The 22,226-nt window shown below is 47.2% G+C and carries 25 protein-coding genes; 11 read left to right on the top strand and 14 right to left on the bottom strand.

Going from position 1 to position 22,226, the window contains the following annotated elements; all coding sequences use genetic code 11:
* On the bottom strand, positions 1-227 hold a 227-nt coding region (locus QZZ54_RS11245), incomplete at its 3' end, for an argininosuccinate synthase domain-containing protein (RefSeq protein ID WP_290702775.1).
* Positions 228-374: 147 nt separating this feature from the next.
* Entirely contained in the window at positions 375-1,223 is an 849-nt protein-coding gene (locus QZZ54_RS11240) for an OmpA family protein (protein ID WP_290702774.1), read from the bottom strand.
* 259 nt (positions 1,224-1,482) lie between these two features.
* Here QZZ54_RS11240 and rnt point away from each other — a divergent pair, with 259 nt between their 5' ends.
* The 3 genes from rnt (at position 1,483) to QZZ54_RS11225 (ending at position 4,460) form a co-directional block, all read left to right on the top strand.
* Positions 1,483-2,103 carry a ribonuclease T gene (rnt, locus tag QZZ54_RS11235; protein WP_290702781.1) on the top strand — a complete coding sequence of 207 codons (621 nt, stop codon included), beginning with the start codon at positions 1,483-1,485 and terminating at the stop codon, positions 2,101-2,103.
* A gap of 327 nt (positions 2,104-2,430) precedes the next feature.
* A complete protein-coding gene (locus tag QZZ54_RS11230) occupies positions 2,431-2,871 on the top strand; it encodes a hypothetical protein (protein WP_290702773.1) in 441 nt (146 codons plus the stop codon).
* Positions 2,872-2,930: 59 nt separating this feature from the next.
* Positions 2,931-4,460, top strand: coding sequence for a DUF1566 domain-containing protein (locus QZZ54_RS11225; RefSeq protein WP_290702772.1), 1,530 nt, complete (start codon positions 2,931-2,933; stop codon positions 4,458-4,460).
* Here the strand turns inward: QZZ54_RS11225 and QZZ54_RS11220 are convergent, their stop codons facing one another.
* Together QZZ54_RS11220 and QZZ54_RS11215 are read right to left on the bottom strand one after the other, a co-directional pair.
* Positions 4,461-5,150, bottom strand: a complete 690-nt coding sequence (locus tag QZZ54_RS11220) for a response regulator (RefSeq protein WP_290702771.1) — start codon at positions 5,148-5,150, stop codon at positions 4,461-4,463. It lies immediately after the preceding gene.
* Between the two features lie 17 nt (positions 5,151-5,167).
* The gene (locus tag QZZ54_RS11215; protein ID WP_290702770.1) at positions 5,168-6,532 is read right to left on the bottom strand and encodes an ATP-binding protein; all 1,365 of its coding nucleotides are present in this window, start codon (positions 6,530-6,532) and stop codon (positions 5,168-5,170) included.
* A gap of 217 nt (positions 6,533-6,749) precedes the next feature.
* Between QZZ54_RS11215 and QZZ54_RS11210 the strand changes: the two genes are divergently transcribed.
* Positions 6,750-7,418: a GGDEF domain-containing protein gene (locus QZZ54_RS11210; RefSeq protein ID WP_290702769.1), complete on the top strand. Its 669-nt coding sequence runs from the start codon at positions 6,750-6,752 to the stop codon at positions 7,416-7,418.
* 358 nt (positions 7,419-7,776) lie between these two features.
* On the opposite strand, the gene QZZ54_RS11205 is transcribed toward QZZ54_RS11210, so the two are convergent.
* Both QZZ54_RS11205 and grxD read right to left on the bottom strand, forming a co-directional pair.
* The gene (locus tag QZZ54_RS11205) at positions 7,777-8,379 is read right to left on the bottom strand and encodes a peroxiredoxin (protein WP_290702768.1); all 603 of its coding nucleotides are present in this window, start codon (positions 8,377-8,379) and stop codon (positions 7,777-7,779) included.
* Positions 8,380-8,537: 158 nt separating this feature from the next.
* Positions 8,538-8,873 carry a Grx4 family monothiol glutaredoxin gene (gene grxD, locus QZZ54_RS11200; protein ID WP_290702767.1) on the bottom strand — a complete coding sequence of 112 codons (336 nt, stop codon included), beginning with the start codon at positions 8,871-8,873 and terminating at the stop codon, positions 8,538-8,540.
* Between the two features lie 300 nt (positions 8,874-9,173).
* Between grxD and QZZ54_RS11195 the strand changes: the two genes are divergently transcribed.
* From QZZ54_RS11195 to QZZ54_RS11180, 4 genes are all read left to right on the top strand, one after another.
* Positions 9,174-10,358 carry an aspartate aminotransferase family protein gene (locus QZZ54_RS11195; RefSeq protein WP_290702780.1) on the top strand — a complete coding sequence of 395 codons (1,185 nt, stop codon included), beginning with the start codon at positions 9,174-9,176 and terminating at the stop codon, positions 10,356-10,358.
* A gap of 41 nt (positions 10,359-10,399) precedes the next feature.
* On the top strand, positions 10,400-11,305 hold the full coding sequence (gene argF, locus QZZ54_RS11190) for an ornithine carbamoyltransferase (protein WP_290702766.1): 906 nt from the start codon (positions 10,400-10,402) through the stop codon (positions 11,303-11,305).
* Positions 11,306-11,421: 116 nt separating this feature from the next.
* On the top strand, positions 11,422-12,336 hold the full coding sequence (locus QZZ54_RS11185) for a LysR family transcriptional regulator (RefSeq protein ID WP_290702765.1): 915 nt from the start codon (positions 11,422-11,424) through the stop codon (positions 12,334-12,336).
* A complete protein-coding gene (locus tag QZZ54_RS11180; protein WP_290702763.1) occupies positions 12,336-12,776 on the top strand; it encodes a hypothetical protein in 441 nt (146 codons plus the stop codon). Before QZZ54_RS11185 ends, QZZ54_RS11180 begins: the two co-directional genes overlap by 1 nt.
* Before the next feature lie 2 nt (positions 12,777-12,778).
* Here QZZ54_RS11180 and QZZ54_RS11175 read toward each other — a convergent pair whose 3' ends face one another.
* Positions 12,779-13,156: a carboxymuconolactone decarboxylase family protein gene (locus QZZ54_RS11175; RefSeq protein ID WP_290702761.1), complete on the bottom strand. Its 378-nt coding sequence runs from the start codon at positions 13,154-13,156 to the stop codon at positions 12,779-12,781.
* Between the two features lie 338 nt (positions 13,157-13,494).
* Between QZZ54_RS11175 and QZZ54_RS11170 the strand changes: the two genes are divergently transcribed.
* Positions 13,495-14,850 (top strand): class II 3-deoxy-7-phosphoheptulonate synthase, encoded by a 1,356-nt coding sequence (locus tag QZZ54_RS11170; RefSeq protein ID WP_366645468.1) that lies wholly within the window; start codon positions 13,495-13,497, stop codon positions 14,848-14,850.
* 31 nt (positions 14,851-14,881) lie between these two features.
* The gene (locus QZZ54_RS19190; protein ID WP_366645467.1) at positions 14,882-15,175 is read left to right on the top strand and encodes a YqcC family protein; all 294 of its coding nucleotides are present in this window, start codon (positions 14,882-14,884) and stop codon (positions 15,173-15,175) included.
* 23 nt (positions 15,176-15,198) lie between these two features.
* On the opposite strand, the gene QZZ54_RS11165 is transcribed toward QZZ54_RS19190, so the two are convergent.
* Genes QZZ54_RS11165 through QZZ54_RS11150 form a run of 4 tightly spaced genes read right to left on the bottom strand, consistent with a single transcriptional unit; the run spans position 15,199 to position 17,464 of the window.
* Positions 15,199-15,600, bottom strand: coding sequence for a CBS domain-containing protein (locus QZZ54_RS11165; protein WP_290702757.1), 402 nt, complete (start codon positions 15,598-15,600; stop codon positions 15,199-15,201).
* Entirely contained in the window at positions 15,597-15,947 is a 351-nt protein-coding gene (locus tag QZZ54_RS11160) for a P-II family nitrogen regulator (RefSeq protein WP_290702755.1), read from the bottom strand. The genes QZZ54_RS11165 and QZZ54_RS11160 overlap by 4 nt, the downstream gene beginning before the upstream one ends.
* Positions 15,948-15,956: 9 nt before the next feature.
* A complete protein-coding gene (locus QZZ54_RS11155) occupies positions 15,957-16,763 on the bottom strand; it encodes a DUF1538 domain-containing protein (protein ID WP_290702754.1) in 807 nt (268 codons plus the stop codon).
* Positions 16,763-17,464: a DUF1538 domain-containing protein gene (locus QZZ54_RS11150; RefSeq protein WP_290702779.1), complete on the bottom strand. Its 702-nt coding sequence runs from the start codon at positions 17,462-17,464 to the stop codon at positions 16,763-16,765. Before QZZ54_RS11150 ends, QZZ54_RS11155 begins: the two co-directional genes overlap by 1 nt.
* Positions 17,465-17,848: 384 nt before the next feature.
* On the opposite strand from QZZ54_RS11150, the gene QZZ54_RS11145 reads away from it, so the two are divergent.
* Positions 17,849-18,931 (top strand): DUF3549 family protein, encoded by a 1,083-nt coding sequence (locus tag QZZ54_RS11145; protein WP_290702753.1) that lies wholly within the window; start codon positions 17,849-17,851, stop codon positions 18,929-18,931.
* 111 nt (positions 18,932-19,042) lie between these two features.
* Here the strand turns inward: QZZ54_RS11145 and QZZ54_RS11140 are convergent, their stop codons facing one another.
* The 3 genes from QZZ54_RS11140 to QZZ54_RS11130 form a co-directional block, all read right to left on the bottom strand.
* Complete coding sequence (locus QZZ54_RS11140; protein ID WP_290702751.1) at positions 19,043-20,287, bottom strand: GGDEF domain-containing protein; 1,245 nt, start codon at positions 20,285-20,287, stop codon at positions 19,043-19,045.
* Between the two features lie 183 nt (positions 20,288-20,470).
* On the bottom strand, positions 20,471-21,271 hold the full coding sequence (locus tag QZZ54_RS11135) for a replication protein P (RefSeq protein ID WP_290702749.1): 801 nt from the start codon (positions 21,269-21,271) through the stop codon (positions 20,471-20,473).
* The gene (locus tag QZZ54_RS11130; RefSeq protein WP_290702747.1) at positions 21,189-22,112 is read right to left on the bottom strand and encodes a DnaT-like ssDNA-binding domain-containing protein; all 924 of its coding nucleotides are present in this window, start codon (positions 22,110-22,112) and stop codon (positions 21,189-21,191) included. Before QZZ54_RS11130 ends, QZZ54_RS11135 begins: the two co-directional genes overlap by 83 nt.
* Between the last annotated feature and the right edge of the window lie 114 nt (positions 22,113-22,226).

The raw sequence follows: 22,226 nt of genomic DNA, 5'->3' as shown, positions 1-22,226 counted from the left end.
GGGAATACGAAGTCGCGGACAAACTCTTCACGCAAGTCTTCAATGTAGATCTCTTTAACGCCCAGCGCTTCAGCTTTAGCACGAGCAGGTTCTACTTCTTCGCCCTGACCAAGGTCAGCAGTAAAAGTTACAACTTCACAGTTATAAGTGTCCTGTAACCAACGCACGATTACAGAAGTATCAAGGCCGCCGGAATAGGCCAGCACAACCTTTTTGATATCAGACATATTAGAGAGGCTCCAAACGCAAAATCAGCCCCGTAGAGAGCGACATAGCCTCTAGCGGACACAAATAAGAAAGGGCGCAATTGTAGCATGATTACGCCAGAGTTAAAGAGGCTTAAACAACAGGATTCATAGATAAGGAAGAGTAAATCAATCCCGGTCTAAGCGAATGGTCACACGACGACTTCGCACCTGGGTAGCACGATTACTTTTTTGCGCCACAGGATAACGTTCACCGTGATACCGGGTCGTTATCAGATCGGGATTAATCCCTTTCTTTTCCAGATAAGCGGTCACCACTTCAGCGCGTTTTTTGGACAGATCCCGATTAGCCAATCGACGCCCTTGAGCATCGGAGTGACCATCAACATAAACCGAATTCACCGAATCGTCGTTGTTAACATAAATAGCAATCAGGTCTAGTCGTGCCTTAGTGGAGTCGGACAGTTTCCATTGTGCGGAGGGAAAGAGAACCGCCGTTCGAGCAATTTGCCGATAGTTAACCGGTAATAGTTCAGTAATACAGTCTGAATAAGCAGCATACGCCGGGGAAAAATTAGCCGCAGAAAGTCCGATTCGAACAGATTCTCCGGTATCAGCCCAGTTCTGAGCTAAAAAAGTGGGTTTACGCCCTCGAAACAGACTCGCCAGCATCTGCTGAGAATATCCAGTCGGTACCGCAATTGTTCCATTTGATGCAAAGGTTACCTTACCGATCTGCCGTGTTGGTGTACCCGGCTGCCAGGGTGACGCCTCCTCCAATAACTGAGCACTGCCTTTAAGGCCATGTCCTTGTTTCGGTTTTAAAATAAAACGTACTGTCTCGCCCGCCTCATGATTAAACTCTCCTTCACCAAACAAGGGAATCCTCTGAGACAGGCGACAGCTGAACTTTGACGCTTCCAGTTCCCATTTAGACTGTTCGATAGACGCAGCATAACCAACCGCAAAAACCGGCAAGGATATTACTGAAAGCAACAATAAAATAGCTACGCGCATAAACAACCGACATCCATCTGAAATCATGAGAATTTAATGGGCATTTCAACCTTACTCTACAGGCCTACCCTATATCGGCACGGAGGATACAAGCTTTAGATTTTAACACTTTATCAATCTGCTGACTGATACTGGTTTAGGTATTTGTTAAAACCCACTCAAGTCTTTACACTTGAGCACAGCTAAATTACCAATCTTGGCTGATCAAACCGGCCATTAAGGACATGCATTGAACAGAAGCGCACAGTACCAGCACCCGATGTCTAACCGTTTCCGCGGCTATCTTCCCGTTGTTATCGACGTAGAAACCGCCGGATTTAATGCTCAGACAGATGCACTGCTGGAAATTGCAGCAGTCACCCTGACAATGGATGATGATGGCAACATCATGATCGATCAGAGTTTTGAGTTTAACGTCGAGCCCTTTGAAGGTGCCAATCTTGAAAAAGCCGCGTTAGACTTCACTGGAATAGATCCGTATAACCCTTTGCGCGGCGCTATTTCAGAAGCAGAAGCGATGGAAAAAATATTTAAACCTATTCGAAAAGCCGTTAAAGCTCATGACTGTAAACGCGCTATCCTGGTAGGACACAACGCCTCTTTTGATCACGGCTTCGTTACCGCCGCTGCTGAACGCTGCGACACTAAACGCAACCCCTTCCATCCTTTTTCAACTTTCGACACCGCCACCCTGGCCGGTCTCGCCGTTGGCCATACTGTATTGGCTAAATCTTGCGACCTTGCCGACATCGACTTTGATGGTAACCAGGCCCACTCCGCTCTTTACGACACAATGAAAACTGCTGAGCTGTTCTGTACTATCGTCAACCGCTGGAAAGATCTGGGCGGCTGGGAAATGATGCAAAATAGGTACGAATAATTGAATCAGACGGCGCTGCGCACCTTGCTAGTAGCTAGACGCGACTGCGTCGCTTGCTAGAAAGAGCAGCCCAGGCTCTTTTTTAAGTAAAGACTTTTTTATCTCTACGTTTATAAACGCGCTATTAGCGCGTTTTTTTCTAGTTAATAGCAAGTAGCGCGAAGCGATACCCCCAGCGACTATCCTCTTAACACTAAACCTAAGAAAAAACTTCACCCTTTCTCCACATTTCGTCCACATTCGCTCCATTTTCTTCACTTATATTACAACCCATGCAGATCACCAAACTGCTTTCAATGCACCCTCAATGATATCGAGGAGAAGATAATGCCAACATTAATGACCCTGCTAGTGCTGATAACAGCATTCTTTATATACTTTGTACTTCAGCGAAAAAGCAGCACACCCAATCCTTCTCTTGTGCGCACAACAGAGAATAAGAGACTAAACGACTCAGCTGACGATAAAAAGAGGTCTAATTTTCGCGGCATTATCCTCATTCCGGATAAAGATTGCTGCTCAGCCGTCAGCTCATTAAGCAATATTACCTTCAGCAGTAGCGATAATATCCGACTGCCACTAACAGCCTGCGATAAACAAAACTGCCTTTGTGACACAAAACAGATTAGAGAACGCAGAAATGCTGACCGCAGAAGGGTTAATGAGCGTCGTAACGAGATCCGCTTTAATCTCAACAATCCAGATCGACGTGAGCATAAAGGTCGACGTACAGGCGACAATACTTGGAGTGGTGGTTATATTAGCTAAGACAGACTAAAACCATCTCAAAAAACAGTAAAACCTACCCCTTGAAACAGGTAGCACCGATGAAAGTTAATCACCCGCACCGCTTAGCACACTCCTGCTTAATACTATTTCTAACCAGCTCGCCCCTTTCAGGGATTGCAGGCATCGCTACCGAGCAAGTTAGCATTCCCGATACCGGCCAAAACCGCTGCTACAACAATTCGCGCGCGATACCCTGCCCCCAGACCGGTGAAGCATTCTCAGGCCAGGATGCTCAGATCTTCGGAAACATGCCGACCTATCAAGACAACCATAACAATACAGTCTCTGATCTGACCACCGGCCTGATCTGGTCGAAAGCAGTTTCAACAGATAAGGTCAGTCTGAATGAAGCAAAAAAAATTGCCGCTAACATGGATCTCGGGGGATATACAGATTGGCGAGTGCCCAATATTAAAGAGCTCTACTCACTAATTGACTTTCGAGGTTACGCAGGCTTTTCCAGCAACTCCCGTGCGGGTGTTCAGGAAAAGATCCCGGCTAACGCAATCCCTTTTATCAACACTGATTATTTCGATTTTCTTTATGGCGCATCTAACGAACGCTATATGGATGCTCAATGGCTATCGAGCTCTAGCTATAGCTCTACCACCATGAGGGGGGATAAAACGCTGTTCGGTGTTAACTTCGCAGACGGGCGTATAAAGGGATACGGCTACCAAAAGCCAGGAAGCCAACGGCCTCACAAGAAGTTTTACGCGCGCTATGTTCGCGGCAAACAGTATGGCCATAATGATTTTATCGATAATAACGATAGTACAATTAGTGATCAGGCAACCGGGCTCACATGGGCAAAAATCGACAGTCAGAAAGCACTATCCTGGGAACAAGCATTGAACTATGCGGATCAACTTCAGCTTGCAGGCCACCAGGACTGGCGCCTGCCTAATGCTAAAGAGCTACAATATATTATCGACTACAAACGCTCGCCGGACGCCACTCACTCCGCCGCTATCGATCCAATATTTACGTCTAGCCTAATTAGCAACGAAAAAGGGGTGTCCGACTATCCTTTCTACTGGACTTCAACCACCCATCTCGACGGCCCCCGGCCTGGCAGTCATGCGGCGTATATCGCCTTTGGTCGAGCACTCGGACAGATGCGAGGAGAGATAATGGATGTTCATGGTGCTGGGGCACAGCGAAGCGACCCCAAAACAGGTCAGCCCACGGTTGGTCATGGCCCCCAGGGTGATGTTCAACGGATACAAAATTACGTTCGGGTGGTGCGTGGAGGCCTAACCTCAACTAAGGCGAACAGCAAACCCATTGACAGCAGCCACTACCCTTACAATGTCGATCACACTAATTTCAGCGTAGATGCGATTCAGATGAAAGTATCAGGTGAACAACTTCAGAAAATGTCACCTTCTGAGTTTGGTGTGCACTTTGTCGAACGATTGGACAGAGATGGGGATAACCGGGTCTCCCGAAGAGAATTTGACGGACCTGCAAACCGCTTCGATCACCATGATAGCAATGGCGATAGTTTCCTCACAGCAAATGAAGCACCGCCACCACCAACCAATAGAAGGCGGCCTACACAATAATTAACCGTCGAGCTCCAATTTGTAGCCAACGCCATATACTGAATGAATAACTTCTTCATCTGGAAGGTAAACCTGCATTTTTTTCCGTAAATTTTTGATATGAGTATCAACGGTACGGTCGCTGACCACCCGTTGATCGGTATACAGATAATCCAACAGATGCCCACGGGAAAACACCCTTCCCGGCTGAGATAAAAAGGTTTTTAAAAGCCTGAACTCCACCGGCGTCAGTTCCAAAAGAGATCCATTGATCATTGCTTTAAAGCTAACCTCGTCCAGTTGAATACAACCGATCTCCGGTTCGGACTCATCAATTCTCTGACCTATTCGACGCAATACCGCTTTTACCCGAGCAACCACCTCACGAGGACTGTAAGGCTTACAGATATAATCATCGGCTCCCAGCTCCAAACCCAGAAGACGATCAATTTCCTCCACTCTGGCGGTAGTCATGATTATAGGCAGCTGACTAAATTGCCGGACCTCTTTACAAATATCCATGCCATCCTTACCCGGGAGCATCAGATCAAGCAGTACCAAACTGGGCTTATGCTCTCTAATCCACTCAACGGCAGTGCCCCCCTCATGCAAGACGTGAACACTAAAAGAAGCATTCAGCAAATAATCCTGAAGCAGCGTCGCCAGACCTGTTTCATCCTCAACTATCAGTATCTGGTGTTCTGAAGACATATTTTTCCGGTATCAGATTAAGTAGAAGTAAGATCGTTACTCAGAGGCAATTGTACGTCAATACATAAACCACCCATATCGGAGGGACGGGCCGTAATACTCCCCTGATGAGCCTCGATAATATTACGGCAGATTGCTAACCCGAGTCCTGCTCCTCCCGTCGCGCGATTCCGTGACCCTTCCGCGCGGTAGAAGCGATCAAACAAGCGAGCCAGTACTTCTTCACTAACTGATGGAGCAGTATCTTCAATGCGCAAAAAAGCCTGGTCATTATCCTGCCATGCCGACAGCTTAATGACTCCACCAGCATCAGTGTAGAGTCTGCTATTCTTAATCAGATTATCCAACACCTGACGTAATCTCCGCGAGTCACCGTAAAGATCGATCTGAACGGGAATTTCCTGTTTCAGAGTCAACCCCTGCTTCATACTTGGGTTTTCTGCAGCACTACATGCGTTATTTAGTAGCTCTGCGAAATTCAGCGACTGTTTCTTATAGTTAAGAGCGCCCGCATCCGCTAATGCCAGATCATATAGATCATCAACCAGACGACTCAACTGCAGGTTAGATTCTAAGAGCTTACTTAGCTGAGCCTGATTCAAAGGACGAATACCGTCTTGCATCGCCTCTATTTCCCCCCGCAAAAGCGCCAGAGGAGTACGTAGCTCATGGGAGATATCTGCCATACCCTGACGACGTAACCGTTCGTTTCGCTGTAGAGTCTCTGCCAGCGTATTAAAGTCCTGAGAGAGCTGACCCAACTCATCACGACTACGAACATCAAGCCGCGTTTCAAACTTCCCCCCGGTCAGCTTATGCGCCCCTCTTGCAATAGCTTTTACAGGGCGCAACAGATAACGCCCTAAAGGCACACCCACCACCAACGCCAACAACAACGCGCCGGCGGTTATCGGGTAGAGTGTTTTTAACTGCTCATCCCGAAAACTTTTATCCACACTATTCGCTGGCACAGTCTGCGGCGTTAAACTTAACCAGCCAATAATTTCGCCTTCCAGCTCAATCGGCCTGAGAACGACTCTACCCGTCGTATCAGGAGGGCCAATAAGACGATTCTTATTTACATCTAATAATCTGAGACGCGTACTAAGACCGGTTCGATCATTAGGCAGAACCGGAGGCCTTCGTAAGCCAGCAGAACCCGTGGCCCCCAGGCTATCATTGTCTAAACGCGGTTCCTGACTCGAATCAATCGGCAAAAAAGTAACCCAGAGCGCATGATTACTTGCAATAAAGTCCCAAGCTCCTTCGCGACGATAGATATTGGCGAGATCTATTTCTGTCTGATCAAGACGCCCCATCTCAATCTCAGACAGATAGTCAAGGAAGCCTTTTTGAAAACTCCAGTTTATTGCAGCCGCCATTGCACCCACCAAAAGAAGACTGGTAGCCAATAACACTAAAACCATTTTTCCGGTAATACCTATACGCATAATAGAAGTATGAAGACTCGCGAATGCCGATGCCAATATGAAAGACTAATCTTCACACTTTCTCCTTAATTTCCTCACGCCAGCTCCTTTTTTCCTACTTAAGCTCAACAGTATCAAACCCCGACCACTAATTCTCTGGATAAAGTTTATGTTACTCACTATGCAACCCATAACCGAGTTCCTCGCCACGCTAACAGAGAGAACTAGCACAAAATATTACAAGCATAAAAGCTACGTTGACCTGGGAGGGGAGCAATCCAAACAACGTATTCGTGAGCTTGAAGCAGAAAACATTGAACTTCGAAAGCAGCTTGCATCACATAGATTACAAGCTTATCGGGATCCCTTAACCGGTATCGCCAACCGAAGGGCCTACGATGAAAAGCTATCCGAGGAAATAAGCCGCTGTATGCGTAACCAAAAGGTCTTCTCATTAGTAATCTGGGATATCGATCTATTCAAACAGATAAACGATGATTTCGGTCACCAGACTGGCGATCAGGTATTAAGAGCTGTAGCAAAAAAACTAAACAGTCGTATGCGAAAAAGTGATTTTACAGCTCGGATTGGCGGTGAGGAATTTATTTCCCTGTTCATCGACTGCGATCAGCAGCAAGCTTTTGCCAGGGCTGACAGCTTACGCGAAGAGATAGCTCAGCAACCGATCCAGACTAATGCTGGAGACAAGCTTATAACAATCTCCTGTGGTGTTTCCCAGTTCAGTCCAAACATTAACGCTGAAACCTTATTTTCTCAGGCAGACCGGGCGCTGTACCAGGCAAAGCACAATGGCAGAAACCGGGTGTGTCGAGCTTAGTAATTAGACGCCGCTGCGCGACTTGCTCGTTGCTCGTTGCTCGTTGCTCGTTGCTCGTTGCTCGTTGCTCGTTGCTCGTTGCTCGTTGCTCGTTGCTCGTTGCTCGTTGCTCGTTGCTCAGAATTATTGGTTTTCACCAACCCTATACAACAATTTTCTTACAAAGCATTTAACTCACAAGCCTTTCTTTACCTAATAAAGAAGGCTTTTATCGAGCAACGAGCAAGTTGCGACTTTTGCAACGTTCGAGCCACGAACAACGGCTGTTGAAGCTCGAACAACGAGCAACTATGATTCCCCAGACATAAAAAAACGCGCCAATGGCGCGTTTTTTTTATCTAGCAACTACTCTTCAATATTACAAAGAGTCAGCGTTCTCGCTCAGGTATGCAGCTACACCTGCTGGAGACGCGTCCATACCTTTATCACCTTCAGTCCAGCCTGCTGGGCAAACTTCACCGTTGGTCTGGTGGAATGCAAGAGCATCAACCATACGCAGCATCTCATCAACGTTACGACCTAGTGGCAGATCGTTAACAACCTGATGACGAACCAAACCATCTTCGTCAATCAGGAAAGAACCACGGTAAGCCATACCACCTTCAGATTCAACATCGTAATCCTGGCAGATGCTATGAGTCATATCAGCAACAAGAGTGTAGTTAACCGGACCAATACCACCCTGATCAACAGGAGTGTTACGCCATGCGTTGTGAGAGAAGTGAGAATCGATAGAAACACCGATCACTTCAACGTTACGCTTTTTGAACTCTTCAATACGGTGATCAAAAGCCAGCAGCTCAGACGGACAAACAAAGGTGAAATCTAGTGGATAGAAGAAGACAACAGCCTTCTTACCTTTAATTGCTTCGGACAGCGTGAAAGAATCTACGATGTCGCCGTTACCCAGCACTGCTGCTGCAGTGAAATCCGGAGCTTGCTTACCTACTAATACGCTCATTTTTTATCTCCATTTAAGTAAAGCGTTAATAAACGTTCAACTAAAAAATTCTAATTTATGATGCTGAAAGATCTGCAGACAGCTTAGTTGTATCAACCTTATAACACTAATTAAAGACAACTATACTGCTGATAAACAATACCTATAACTTACCGCGATCACTCAGCGGCAGCATCGTCTTCAACGACAACCGTATCGATCAGCTCTTTAAGTTCACCATTGGCTGCCATTTCAGCAATAATGTCACAGCCGCCAATTAACTCACCCTTGATCCACAGCTGTGGAAAAGTTGGCCAGTTGGCATATTTTGGCATCTCTGCACGAATCTCAGGACTTTCCAGAATATTCACAAATGCGAAGCGAGCCCCGCAAGACATAATCGCTTCAGAAGCGCGGGAAGAGAAACCGCACTGCGGGAAACGTGGTGTACCCTTCATATACAAAAGAATATCGTTGGATTCGATCTGCTCTTTAATAGTATCTACAACGCTCATAAACCTACCTATGCTTTAACTAGTCGCCAGAGGTCTGGCATACATCAATATTAGTGTCGAAATTCTAGCATAAACCCGATCAATTTACTCGGGTATAACCTGAAAATAATCAGCATTAATACACACCGCTATAAATCAGCGCTGATAAAAAACTGCATTCGAAACTATATGGGGACAAGTATACTAAATCTCAAGTTCCACCCTCTATCTTGCTTATTGTCTGGCAAGTACATAGAATGGCTGGTTTTCCGTTCGGCAGCCTCAAAAAGCTGCCGTTTTGCGTTGCATAGAGGGACAATGATGTCTACACAGCCCATTATGAATACTTACTCGCGTCTTTCCGTAGCTTTTGATCACGGTGAAGGCTGCTGGCTATTCGATACAGACGGCAACAAATACCTGGATGCACTCAGCGGTATTGCAGTATGCGGTCTGGGTCATGCACACCCCGCCGTTACCACAGCTATTAGCGAGCAAGCCAGTCAGTTAATACATACATCAAACCTCTACACCATACCCAATCAGGAACTGCTGGCTGAGCGACTGACTAAGGTCTCGGGTATGGACAACGTATTCTTCGGTAATTCCGGTGCTGAGGCGAACGAAGCCGCTATTAAGCTGGCACGTCGTTACGGGCATTCTAAAGGCATTGATAAGCCCGCCACTATCGTAATGGAAGGCTCCTTTCACGGGCGTACCATGGCCACCCTTAGCGCTACCGGTAACCGCTCTGCTCAGGCAGGTTTCGAACCACTGGTTAGCGGCTTTGTTCGCGCGCCTTATAACGATGTTGACGCCGTTAAAAATATTATCGCTAATAACGCTGACGTGGTTGCCATTCTGGTTGAACCTATTCAGGGCGAAGGCGGCGTTATCATTCCAGCCGATGATTACCTGAATCAACTGCGTGAACTCTGCGACGCAAACGATATGTTGCTAATGCTCGATGAAGTTCAAACAGGCAACGGCCGGACCGGCAGTTACTTTGCCTACCAGCAGAACAACATCCTTCCAGACGTAGTTACTACAGCAAAAGGATTGGGTAACGGCGTACCTATCGGCGCATGTTTGGCCCGGGGTAAAGCGGCAGACATTCTTGTGCCTGGCACCCACGGCTCTACCTATGGCGGCAACCCTCTCTGTTGCGCAGCAGCTCTGGCAGTAGTCAACACGATTACTGATGAGAAACTGGATCAGCGTGCAGGAAAACTTGGCGACATGATTGCTGATGGTTTCCGCGCTCAGTTAGGTGATGCGTCCTACGTCAAAGAGATCCGCAATAAAGGCTTAATGATCGCTATCGAGCTATCAGAAGCTGGAGCAGAACTGGCAGTTCTGGCAAAAGTGAAAGGCGTACTGCTCAACGTCACCGGCGGTGGTAAAGTTGTACGTATGCTGCCCCCTCTTATTATGAGCGACACTGAAGCGGAATTACTGATCAACACTGTATCCCGCATCATCAAAGTCTATATGGCTGACGAATAACAAAATCCGAGCAGGGCCTGATTATTCAGGCCTACTGAACTATGACAATAAGACACTTTCTGACACTACTTGATTTAACACCCGATGAGCTCAACAAGCTAATACACCGGGCTGTTGAGTTGAAGCAAATCCGTAACAGTCGCGAGATCCACGAACCTTTAAAGAATCAGGTTCTGGCGATGATTTTTGAAAAATCATCTACCCGTACCCGGGTCTCATTTGAGGCTGGCATGGCTCAGTTTGGAGGACACGCATTATTCCTCTCTTCACGAGACACTCAATTGGGCCGCGGTGAACCGATCGAAGATAGCGCAAAAGTAATCTCAAGCATGTGCGATGCGGTAATGATACGCACCTTTGAGCACGATACCGTGACCACCTTTGCAGCTAACTCGAAAGTACCGGTTATCAACGCGCTCACCGATGACTACCATCCGTGCCAGCTGTTAGCCGACATGCAAACCTTTCTCGAGCACCGGGGCGACATCAAAGGAAAAACAGTCAGCTGGATCGGCGATGGAAATAATATGTGCCACTCCTATATTAATGCCGCCCGCCAGTTCGACTTTAATCTCCAGATCGCCTGCCCGGTGGGCTTTGATCCTAATCCTGAACTGGTTGCCGCTAACAGTGACCGAGTTACGATCTTCCGCACTCCGGAAGAAGCGGTTCAGGGAAGCCATCTAATTGTTACGGACGTCTGGGCTTCAATGGGCCAGGAAGAGGAACAGAAGGAACGGGAAAAAGCATTTGCAGGCTATCAGGTGACCACTGAGTTGTTGGATCAAGCAGATGAAAGCGCTATCTTTATGCATTGCCTACCGGCACATCGCGGCGAAGAAGTAAGCGCCGAGATGATGGACGATCCTCGCTCTGTTGTATTCGACGAAGCGGAAAACCGTCTGCACGCTCAGAAAGCGCTACTGGAATTTCTGCTGGTTAAGTAGATGGCATTCCCAATAAGGCCAGCAACCCTGCTGGCCTTATACCACTCAAAGATCCCGCATGAGTGAAATTCATACTATACTCTGTTTCAAACGCACATTTATTGAGGCATGACGGCATGATCGAACTTCGACATCTTAGAACACTTTCTGCACTGAGGGATTCGGGCAGTCTGGTAGAAGCTGCCGAACGTATTCATCTAACCCAATCCGCTCTCTCTCACCAAATCAAAGATCTTGAAGATCGTCTCGACTGCTCACTTTTTATCCGTAAAACTAAACCCATCTGCTTTACCAGCGCCGGCCAGCGAATATTGACACTGGCTGACGATGTTTTACCGATGATCCGCAATGCCGAGCGCGATATCGCTCGCCTGGCCGGCGGTGAAGCCGGTCGATTAAATATCTGCATCGAGTGCCACAGCTGCTTCGACTGGCTAATGCCAACCATCGATCATTTCCGTCAAAACTGGCCTGAAGTGGAAATGGATCTAACCACAGGCTTCAGTTTCCAGCCTCTACCAGCACTTGCACGGGGTGATATCGATCTAGTCATTACAGCTGATCCAGAGCCACGTAATGGCATCACCTATATCCCGCTGTTCTCTTATGAGTCAGTGCTGGCAATGAGCAAGCAACATCAGTTGGTTGCCCGCAAAGTGATTCAACCACAAGATTTGGAACAGCAGACGCTGATCACCTATCCTGTGGATAAGCAGCGTCTGGATGTATTTAAACACTTCCTTGATCCTGCCGATATTGAGCCCGCAGAAGTACGTACCTCAGAACTGACGGTAATGATTATGCAACTGGTTGCCAGTAGCCGGGGCGTATCAGCTATGCCTAACTGGGCGATTCACCAGTATATAGAACAAGACTACATCACCTCTCGCCCACTGGGTGATCGAGGGGTCTGGTGCACACTCTATGCTGCGATTAGGGAAGATCAGAAAGATGCTGATTTTATGGTAGATTTCCTCAACACCGCTAAAGAGATCACCTTCCGTAATCTCAGCGGTATCAAATCTGCCTGATGCAGCAACTGGGCAACACTAAACAGGCTTCCACCCTGCTCTATCTGCCAACCCCACCGACGGTTGATGCAATGAAACCGTTGGATTATGCCTCCCTGTGCGAACTGAACGGCAATCATTGGCGTAAAATTCTGATCATACTTGCAAAGCTACAATGTCCTGATGAAGACTGGCGTAGCTACCGTGACCAACAACTACTGCGACAACGTGAAGCCATCATTTTCGGGGACCAACTTTTACCGGGCAAGCAACTGCATATCGTTGCGGGGAAAGCGAGTTGGGAAAGAGTGGGGCTCGACCCGGAGCAGTTTTTGCCACTAGAAGAGAGCAACCGGCTTTTACAGCAAGGCAATATTATTCTCACACCCTATCCAGATTACCGGCAGTTCCCCAACCACCTGATCGAACGACTCAGACCTATAATCCACGCATCTCGTTAAGACTACCCCTGCCACTCATCCAGAACTTCTTTAGCGGCCCGAAACGCTTCTTGGGCTGCGGGAGCACCACAATAGACAATTGAGTGCAGCAACACCTCCTGAATCTCTTCAACGGTACAGCCGTTATTCAACGCTCCCCGAACATGACCTTTCAATTCATTCGGTGCTTTCAGAGCAGCTAACATCGCAATAGTAACCAGCGAACGCGTACTCCTTGGCAAACCTTCACGTTGCCAGGTACTTCCCCAGGCATGCTCATTGATCCAGTCCTGAACGGGCTGAGTCAGCTCAGTAGTATTATCAATCGCTTTCTGGACAAAGGCTTCACCCATCACCTCAGTGCGAACCTTCAATCCATTTTGCTTATCTTGCTCTGACATAAAACTCCTCAATAATATTAAAACCAGCTGTTGAAGAACGCTTAAGAAAAAACTATTACTTGAACTTTTTCGTTATTTTTTAGTACGCGCCATTATTCATCCCAGTGACATATTACTTATCTCCCAGCAACAATCCAATAACGAGTAAGAAGGCACACAAGCCCCAGACGACTTAGCATGCCCGCAGAGAACCGATTAGACTTATTCTCACCTACCCTGGCTCTAACACCATAAAAACCCTATAAAGTGTGCTTTTTTTAGCCCTCAACCCTTACCTGAAAAGCCGATCAGAGCTACACTACGCCTCTATATCTTTCTACTTTCAAAGCGGTATTTTACTGATGGACAATTGGTCTCCCGACAGCTGGAAAAGCAAACCTATTCTGCAACAACCTGTATACCAGGATTCAACTGCAGTTCAACAGGTAGAGAACGAACTGACCCAACTGCCGCCGCTGGTGTTTGCTGGTGAAGTCCGTTCGCTACACAAACAACTAGCTGAAGTTTCTGCTGGAAACGCATTCCTACTTCAGGGTGGCGACTGCGCTGAAAGCTTTGCTGAATTTAGTGCAGATAATATCCGCGACACCTTTCAGGTAATGCTGCAAATGGCTGTCGTGATGACCTTTGCAGGCAGCTGCCCGGTTGTTAAAGTCGCCCGTATTGCTGGCCAATATGCTAAGCCTCGCTCAACGGGAACAGAGACCGTTAATGGCATAGAATTACCAAGCTATCGCGGAGATATCATCAACGATATCGCCTTTGATGCAGTTGCCCGCCAGCCCGACCCATACCGCCTGATCAAAGCCTACAACCAGTCAACATCCACCCTGAATCTGATGCGCGCTTTTGCTCAGGGCGGCTTTGCAGACCTACATAAAGTCCACCAGTGGAATCAGGGATTTATTAAGAAAAGTCCTCAGGGTGAAAAATACCAGCATCTAGCTGACCAGATCGATGACACCCTCGCATTCATGGAAGCCTGCGGCATCAGTAGCAGCAACGTTCCTCAGCTTAAAGAGACCTCGGTTTACACCTCTCATGAAGCACTGCTACTGAATTACGAGCAAGCGCTAACCCGTCAGGATAGCCAGACAAGCCGTTGGTATGACTGCTCAGCACATATGCTCTGGATCGGCGACCGAACCCGTCAACTGGATGGCGCCCATATCGAGTTCCTGCGCGGTGTTGAAAACCCAATCGGGGTGAAAGTGGGTCCGACTATGAACCCGGATGAGCTTATCAAACTGATTGATGCACTGAACCCTGAGAACCTGCCAGGCCGGTTAACCCTGATCAGCCGAATGGGCGCTGACCCTATCACTGAACTGTTGTCGCCATTAGTACGCCGGGTTAAAGAGGAAGGCCGTAATGTAGTCTGGAGTTCTGATCCGATGCACGGCAATACCATTAAGGCCAGCAGCGGTTACAAGACCCGTAGTGTCGATAGCATTCTGAAAGAGATGAAAGGCTTCTTTGAAGTTCACCGTGCAGAAGGTACTCATGCTGGCGGCGTTCACTTTGAGATGACCGGACAGAACGTTACCGAGTGTGTCGGTGGTGCATACAAGATTACCGAAGAAGGTCTGGCAGATCGTTACCACACCCACTGCGACCCCCGTTTGAATGCTGATCAGGCACTGGAACTGGCATTCCTGATCGCTGATACCCTAAAGCAGGCCCGTAAGCCTTAGTGGATCAGCATGCGGCGCTGTATCAGCTGTTATTACAGATAGAAGCAGGGATGCGGGCCAGGTCACTCTGGTCCGAAACTCCGCCTTCGCAGCAGCATTACAAAGCTCTCAGCCTTTCTGCATAGATACTCTGAGTTTCTGGGAGTGGACACAATGGCTTATGCTGCCACGCTTTGAACAGATGATTGAACTAAAGCAGAGATTGCCTCAGGGAAGTAATATCACCCCGATGGCAGAAGAAGCAGTACAGAAAACGAAGCTCAAAAACGATAAACTGGTCGAATACTTTTCCGCACTCGACCAGCTCCTAAGCACACAAAACTAAAGCGGCTCTCGTCCGCTAAAAGATCAGTCTGTCAGCAAGCCGTCCAGAACGATCTGGTTATACCCTACAACACCTAGCACTTCACCTTTATCAAATACCGGCACGGTAGCCAGACCGAAGTTATCAAACAAGCGCGCGCAATAGCGTACATCCATTTCAGGATCAACACCGATAACCGGCTTAGTCATTATTTCATAGACGTTCATACGCTCAGGTGCTTTGTCCTGCGCTAATACTTTCTTAGCAATATCCGAAAGCAATAAGATGCCATACTCATCATTATCATGGCGTTTATTAACCAGTAACGCCGACACTTTCTCTTCTTTATAAATGCGGATCGCGTCTTTAATGGTGATCAGTCCATCCACCATGGCGTAATCCTGTGCCATCACATCTTTGACCCGAACTACTTTACGTTCGCTCATAACTCTTCCTCGACTATATTTGTCAGGGTTGCTATTTGATGAGCAACCCCCACAGCATCTTCTACATCCAACTGAATTGCGATGCCCTGTCCAGGTTTCTCATCAAAATCAGCCACGATAGAAATTGTTTCCAGGATTTTTCGGCTCAGGTGTTCTTCAACAATGAACAACAACACATCCCGCTGACTTTCCAAAGATAAGCCAAAAAATGTTTTGTTCTTAGTAACCCCTTCACCGCGGGCATTGTTGATAACGGTAGCACCAGTAGCACCCGCCTCCCGGGCAGCCTTCATCACCTTGTCGGTTTTGGAGTCTTCAACAAACACTACTAAAAGTTTGAAGTGCATATTCCCGTCCTATTCCTCATGTTCCATCTCTTCATGCTCCCGCTTGCGTCTCGCGCGTGCGGCAACCTTCTCTGTAATCTGCGCATAGCCCATCACCGTAATCATCGGAAACAGACTGGCAAAAGCGATCAAACCAAAGCCATCAATCAAAGCACTACGCCCAGGCACAGTACTAGCCAACCCCAGACCCAGTGCAGCAACGAGTGGCACCGTTACTGTCGAAGTGGTCACACCACCTGAATCATATGCCAGAGGCACTATCAGCTTTGGTGCGAAAAAAGTCTGTATCACTACAAAAACGTAGCCCGTAATAATAAACCAGTGAATTGGGTAACCGGTAACTATCCGAAATGTTCCCAAACTAATACCGATCGCAACACCAAGCGCCACCGCGAGGCGCAAGCCCCACACGCCGATAGCACCACCGGATACCTCATTGGCTTTTATTGCTACCGCGATCAACGAAGGCTCAGCAATCGTTGTGCTGGCTCCAATCGCAAAGGCAAAAATATAAACCCAGTAATAATCAGACCAGTGCAACGCCTCCCCTACTACCGATATGCTTCCTCGAATAAACTCGGGATCAGTCAACTGTTGCGCCATCAAACGACCCACAGGGAAGAGGGCTTTTTCCAGCCCCAGCAGAAATAACGCCAAGCCAACAATCACATAAGCAAAACCAAACAAAACTTTTTTCAGATGCGGAATGGGGCGGCGAATAACAAAAAGTTGAAAACCAAAGATAATAACGACTATTGGAATTACATCTTTGATCGTAGACAACAAAATAGCGAACAACTGGGACAATGTTTCCATCAGATCACCATCCCGTATGCCATAACAAAAATCATCGGCGTCAATGACGCAAAAGCGATCAAACCAAAGCCATCAATCATTGGGTTGCGGCCCTCAATTGAAGACGCAAGCCCAACACCTAACGCGGTAACCAGGGGCACTGTAATAGTTGAAGTGGTAACACCGCCGGAGTCGTAAGCGATACCGATAATTTCCGCCGGCGCAAAAAAGGTCATGATCACCACCAAAACATAACCGATTGCGATCATATAATGGATCGGCCAGCCTTTAAGGATTCGAATCACACCGATTACTATAGCCAAACCCACTGAAACCGCGACGGTATAACGCAACCCGGAAGCATAACTTTTCATCGACTGCTCGGTCGCCTCAATCATCCCGCCTTCAGCAGCAACACGGGCGGCTTCTGCCGCCACCGCAATCAAGGCCGGTTCAGCCACCGTCGTACCAAATCCCAGGGAAAATGCAAAGATAAGCAACCAGGGCAAACTACCCTTACGCGCAAACGAATGCGCCAGCACCTCGCCGATCGGAAACAGCCCCATTTCGAGACCATAGATAAAGAAAGTCAGTCCGGCCACAACACAGAGTAGACCCGTTAACAGGCCGACCAAGTCCGGAACCGACTGCTGCAGCACCACCACCTGAAAAAAACCGATAACAACCACTATTGGCAAAAGGTCTCTCAAACTCCCTGCCATTGAACGCCCTAAAGCGACAAAAACGTTACTCAAAAAAGCTCCCTTCAACCAATAAATCGTTCCCATTGCTGCTTTATACAGCCCTTGTTCAGAGCCATTAAAACATCAAGAAAAAACAATAGAGTGAAAATTTTACCAATAAGAATATGATATAAAATATACCGCTAAAGCTACAGCAATTTCAGTACCAATATGGGTGAAATTAGAGATTATCAAAGTTTGATATCACTTAGGTGCCATCAAAGTCAGACTCTTCCCCGCCGCTGCGCACTCTTCTGACGAAACTCATCATTTAGATAGAGACTTTTAACCTAAAGTGATCACTGTATCTGTTCTGCCCACGCTGTTAAAATAGCCGCAGTTTTTTTCCTACCAGGCACCAGAATGGCACATTTTGAAACACTGACCGATTTTATCCGGCAAACTGAAGCACAATTTCGTATTTTCGATATGGGCCGCTGCATCAGCAAGCTATCACCTGACACCTTTCGTCAGATGGAGATGGGGCACATACCCTACCCGAAGCCCTTTCTTCATCAAGCCTGGGTCGCAGTACTTATGTGGAACCCTAAGCGTGCTGAAGAAAACGTCGTATGGTTTCTCAAGCTACCACTTGATGAGCAGGGTTTTCTGGTACAGGCTGCACGGGATGATTTCCTCAACCGACTACTGCAAAACCTGAGCAACAGCATGGGTAAAGGCCCACTGGACCAGCCCACTGACGCAACCGAATACCGGGATGCACTGAAGGACAACCCCTTCTCCTTTACCCCTGATCAGGAAAAGATGGCCGCCTTTCACGCCACGGCGACGCTGACTACCCGTCAACCAGCATCGAGCTTCTATGATACTGCCCGATCCTATTTTCATGGAAAATCTGAACTAAGCGACTGGAATACGCTCGGGTACCAAGGAATAGCGGATTATGTCATTCGCTGCCAGGAAGAGCCTGGAAAAACGAGCAACGAAGAGAAACTCGCCACGATATTCAATCAGCTACCAGACACCCCACTGGAAGCGATTTCTACTTTTATCGAACACATTCAGCCCGGTGCAGCACTGACTCAATCAATACTACTGAAACTAAACACCGCCGTATCTGAAGAAAAAGTATCTGCCAATCAAATCGGCGCATTACTCAGGGCAGTCTCTCAATGCCCTGAAACTGAAGAAAAAATCGCCGCTTTGAATAGTGTGCTTAACAGCCGTTATGGTACCGAAGCGGAAGTCATTGCAGCCCTTGCCAGCCGCTGCTGGGCAAGCCTCCAGTACCCCGAGCTATTGCAACCATTCTTAGAAAAACTGGCGATCAATCCGACAGGTCAGGAATGTTTTAACCGGGTCATGGCAGATCTGATGTTTATTCCAACTTTACGGGCACTGACACTACAGCAGTTCCGATCACCGGAACGTAGCGATGCACTGAGCCAAGCAATTGGTGGGATGTTTGGGGATGGGTTTCTCTGAAGACGGACTGAACTGAAAATATAAAATCAATAGGGCCACTCTGGCTCTATTGATTCGAATTACTCTGATCCTATAGACTCTTGATTCAGACCCTATTGATTCATTTACAGATCAATTAACGATCAGCTTTGAGCTATGCTTTGTTGTAGAGGTCGGCAATACCGCTTCTGAGCTAGATTCTTCACCCTTCTCTAATACGACCACTCTATTTCTTCCATTTTGTTTCGCAGAGTATAAGGCCCTGTCCGCACGTTTCAGAACAGTCATCCAGTCATTATCATCACGCTCGTAGTGTGATACACCAAAACTTGCCGAAAACAATATACTTGAACCATCCTGACTGCGAACACTAGAAGAGTAAGCTTTGTTCCTAATATTTTCGGCTACGACTATGCTTCTCTTCGAATCTGTTTCAGGTAGAAGGATGACGAACTCTTCGCCCCCAAAGCGTGCCACAATATCATGCTTACGAACGTTGTCTCTGAGGGTGTCTGCGAAAATTTTCAGTACTTCATCTCCCATTGGGTGGCCATACTGATCATTAATATTTTTAAACAAGTCTAAGTCGCAAATAATGATAGAAAAAGTCGATTTCATTCGCCTAGCACGGCTAAACTCTGCATCGCTGCTTTCTTCAAAAGTTCTTCTATTGTAGAGCTGTGTTAGAGAATCTATCCTTGCCATGATCGATAGCTTTGCTTGAAGCTTGTCCGAGGCCATCCATATCGTTATGAAGGAAGTCATAATAACGAGAAGTTCAGAGACGATAACAGTTATTGAGTGAATAGCACCTGCATCCATAAAATTGAGATGTTGGGCTTCAAAGCTAGTCCATACCGTTCGAAACAGATAGAAGATACCCATGATAAAGAACATGTAGAACAGGATATGTATTTGTACACTGGAATTATTTCTGTAGCGTTTCCATATACCGAAAGCAGGAACAAAACAGGTCATGGAATAAAAGAGCGAGAATAATATGATGCGCACATTTATATCGGGGTCTTGAAATTTATAGTAATAGAGCAATCCTGCAAACACAGGTATTAACAGTAGGTTTAAGTGGTAGCCCAGCTTGGGGGCAATATCGAGAAAGTCAAAGAGCCCCTTATATATTAAAATAGCCCCCAAACAAATAATTGGATTGGCAACTACGATTGTAGTGAAATCATTTAAGACATCACGCATACCCAGTAAGAAGTGCCCTACACCTATAGTGAGATAACCCAGCCCCATCAATTTGATTCCCACGAAAGAGCGATGAGCTCTTCCAAAAAGAAACATTCCAATACCAAAAAGCGCACTGAAGAGAATCAACGTAAGACTGAGCGTTCTCAGGTCAATTTCGATACTCAAGCTGACCTCCAAAACGTGCGCCAAGATGGTAATTCATAGCTTTCCAAAGTAGCGCAATACAGACATAACATATGTTTGACTCAACACTTGAATAAAACGGCCCACGTATTAAACATCAGCTTTTATTTTATCTAGTAAACAGCCACACGGAAGGACAATTACTTACAGATCAGGAGCTATTTATTATTGATAATCGTCCGGTAGCTTTACACTCAAGCCCCAGCTTTCAGCCCGTTGCTGGCTGGCTTGGCGGAAACGTTCACGAACTTCAGTTCCTGCGGGTTTGGTCAGATAAAATAGTAGAGTACTGGCATGCTCAGGGCTCAGCTTTTGCGCCTCTCCCCAGCGTTGAATAAACTCCACCAGGGTATTATCACTCTTGTCTTCCAACGCCACATGAACTTCTACCGAGAGATCTTCCCCGGCACGCACCCGACGGCAGATCACCTGATAGTTATAACGAAAATCAGGAAAAATCCGATCTTCATTTTCACTGCGTAAACGGAACCAGCCAGTAGCTTTGCCCGCATGATAAAGCGCTATATGAGTCCAGTCATGCTGCGTTGGATGATCGGCGTAACGGCAAACCTCTTCGTAGGCAATTTTCGCCGGAGGCAGTCCGAAGTCACCACTTTGTTCATTGAGGATGGTCAGAAATTCAGAGATGGTTGGCATCCACGCCAGCGTTTCTTTACAGCGATTAATCGCTGACACCATTTCCGCTTCACCGTAGCCCTGAATACTCAGAGCCCATTCGCGTTTAGCGATACGGATCTCATCCTGAGTTTCAAAACAGCTCTTAAATTTATGCCCATAAATCGCCATAAAACGGGCAAAAATCATATTAACCAGGGTTTTAGTTTCGGTGGTGATTACCGCAGCTTCAGCCGCGGCATCAGGACTACCAGTCGGTGTCCTTGATGTCCATGATGGCTGCGGTAACCCGCTTGCGCTTTTCCCTATTATCTGGCCGGGCGTTTTCATGGCTTACACCTTTATTAGTACCTGCGTCTGCCCGCTTTTTACGAGCATCACGTGTCTGTTTATTAACCCACTCCCGCTTTACCCAAGCAAGGAATTTCTGATCCCAATTCGACTCTTTGCGGTCTTTATCCAGCCAATAGAGTACAAACTCATCCAGCAACTGGTCAGCAAAGTCAGCAGGAATACTGTGACGGGGTAGCATATCTAACAGCGTCTGAGAGGGGCGCCAACCCAGAAACATTGCATGTAGTTTCTGATTTTTCTTCTCAATTTCATTCAGGCGTGTCGCAAAATCATTTTCCGATGTCGTCTCACAACTAGGCGTAATCTGACGACTTTTTGACCAGCCAATACTGCCGCCAAAGGTTGGCGCCGGGCCTAATTTTCTAGGTTGAGCCTGATGTACCCGACGACTGATCTCACTCCGTTCCGGAGGCTGTTCGACTACTGGCAGATCCTGAACGATGACAGGTGCGATATGTTCAGGCACATGGGTTCCGTCCTGAGTATAACCTTGTGAAGCCCCTTGGTATTCAGCCGCCGTTTGCGAGCTCATCAGGGTGACTTTTATCGCGCCTCCGTGACCAAAGGACGCATGAACATACCCCTGCGTAACCAAACTATTAGTCACAATTGCCAGCTGATCTTCATCCCAGAAGCTTGCCAGCGCTAACCACTCATCACGGCTAAGCACCGCTGAAGGGTGACCGGACCGGTCTGGCAGGCCATGCAGCTGAATATACTCATGATACAACGCCAGAAGAATCGCTTCATCGGAGCCTACCGTACGAGCTAAAGAAGGGTAAAACAGTACGGGTTTTTCCGGAAAGCGGAAGCTCATATTGATTCCATAACATCAAACGTAAAAACTAAAGAGAACAAAGCCACCCAGTGAATCCATCAGAATATCTCAAAAAAGATTCGATGAATCTACGAGGTGGCCCTCAACTCACAT

The sequence above is a fragment of the Amphritea sp. genome (assembly GCF_016744155.1).
Classification (GTDB): Bacteria; Pseudomonadota; Gammaproteobacteria; order Pseudomonadales; family Balneatricaceae; genus Amphritea.
This window is presented reverse-complemented; position numbering and strand designations above follow the sequence as displayed.

Bases quoted from the DNA above. Each gene is read 5' to 3' on its own strand.
- QZZ54_RS11220 (WP_290702771.1), bottom strand. From the start codon at position 5,150: ATGTCTTCAGAACACCAGATACTGATAGTTGAGGATGAAACAGGTCTG.
- grxD (WP_290702767.1), bottom strand. From the start codon at position 8,873: ATGAGCGTTGTAGATACTATTAAAGAGCAGATCGAATCCAACGATATT.
- QZZ54_RS11160 (WP_290702755.1), bottom strand. From the start codon at position 15,947: ATGCACTTCAAACTTTTAGTAGTGTTTGTTGAAGACTCCAAAACCGAC.
- QZZ54_RS11195 (WP_290702780.1), top strand. From the start codon at position 9,174: ATGTCTACACAGCCCATTATGAATACTTACTCGCGTCTTTCCGTAGCT.
- QZZ54_RS11130 (WP_290702747.1), bottom strand. From the start codon at position 22,112: ATGAGCTTCCGCTTTCCGGAAAAACCCGTACTGTTTTACCCTTCTTTA.
- rnt (WP_290702781.1), top strand. From the start codon at position 1,483: ATGTCTAACCGTTTCCGCGGCTATCTTCCCGTTGTTATCGACGTAGAA.
- QZZ54_RS11135 (WP_290702749.1), bottom strand. From the start codon at position 21,271: ATGAAAACGCCCGGCCAGATAATAGGGAAAAGCGCAAGCGGGTTACCG.
- QZZ54_RS11145 (WP_290702753.1), top strand. From the start codon at position 17,849: ATGGCACATTTTGAAACACTGACCGATTTTATCCGGCAAACTGAAGCA.
- QZZ54_RS11230 (WP_290702773.1), top strand. From the start codon at position 2,431: ATGCCAACATTAATGACCCTGCTAGTGCTGATAACAGCATTCTTTATA.
- QZZ54_RS11185 (WP_290702765.1), top strand. From the start codon at position 11,422: ATGATCGAACTTCGACATCTTAGAACACTTTCTGCACTGAGGGATTCG.
- QZZ54_RS11215 (WP_290702770.1), bottom strand. From the start codon at position 6,532: ATGGCGGCTGCAATAAACTGGAGTTTTCAAAAAGGCTTCCTTGACTAT.
- QZZ54_RS11165 (WP_290702757.1), bottom strand. From the start codon at position 15,600: ATGAGCGAACGTAAAGTAGTTCGGGTCAAAGATGTGATGGCACAGGAT.
- QZZ54_RS11150 (WP_290702779.1), bottom strand. From the start codon at position 17,464: ATGGCAGGGAGTTTGAGAGACCTTTTGCCAATAGTGGTTGTTATCGGT.
- QZZ54_RS11180 (WP_290702763.1), top strand. From the start codon at position 12,336: ATGCAGCAACTGGGCAACACTAAACAGGCTTCCACCCTGCTCTATCTG.
- argF (WP_290702766.1), top strand. From the start codon at position 10,400: ATGACAATAAGACACTTTCTGACACTACTTGATTTAACACCCGATGAG.
- QZZ54_RS11210 (WP_290702769.1), top strand. From the start codon at position 6,750: ATGTTACTCACTATGCAACCCATAACCGAGTTCCTCGCCACGCTAACA.
- QZZ54_RS11175 (WP_290702761.1), bottom strand. From the start codon at position 13,156: ATGTCAGAGCAAGATAAGCAAAATGGATTGAAGGTTCGCACTGAGGTG.
- QZZ54_RS11225 (WP_290702772.1), top strand. From the start codon at position 2,931: ATGAAAGTTAATCACCCGCACCGCTTAGCACACTCCTGCTTAATACTA.
- QZZ54_RS11205 (WP_290702768.1), bottom strand. From the start codon at position 8,379: ATGAGCGTATTAGTAGGTAAGCAAGCTCCGGATTTCACTGCAGCAGCA.
- QZZ54_RS11155 (WP_290702754.1), bottom strand. From the start codon at position 16,763: ATGGAAACATTGTCCCAGTTGTTCGCTATTTTGTTGTCTACGATCAAA.
- QZZ54_RS11240 (WP_290702774.1), bottom strand. From the start codon at position 1,223: ATGCGCGTAGCTATTTTATTGTTGCTTTCAGTAATATCCTTGCCGGTT.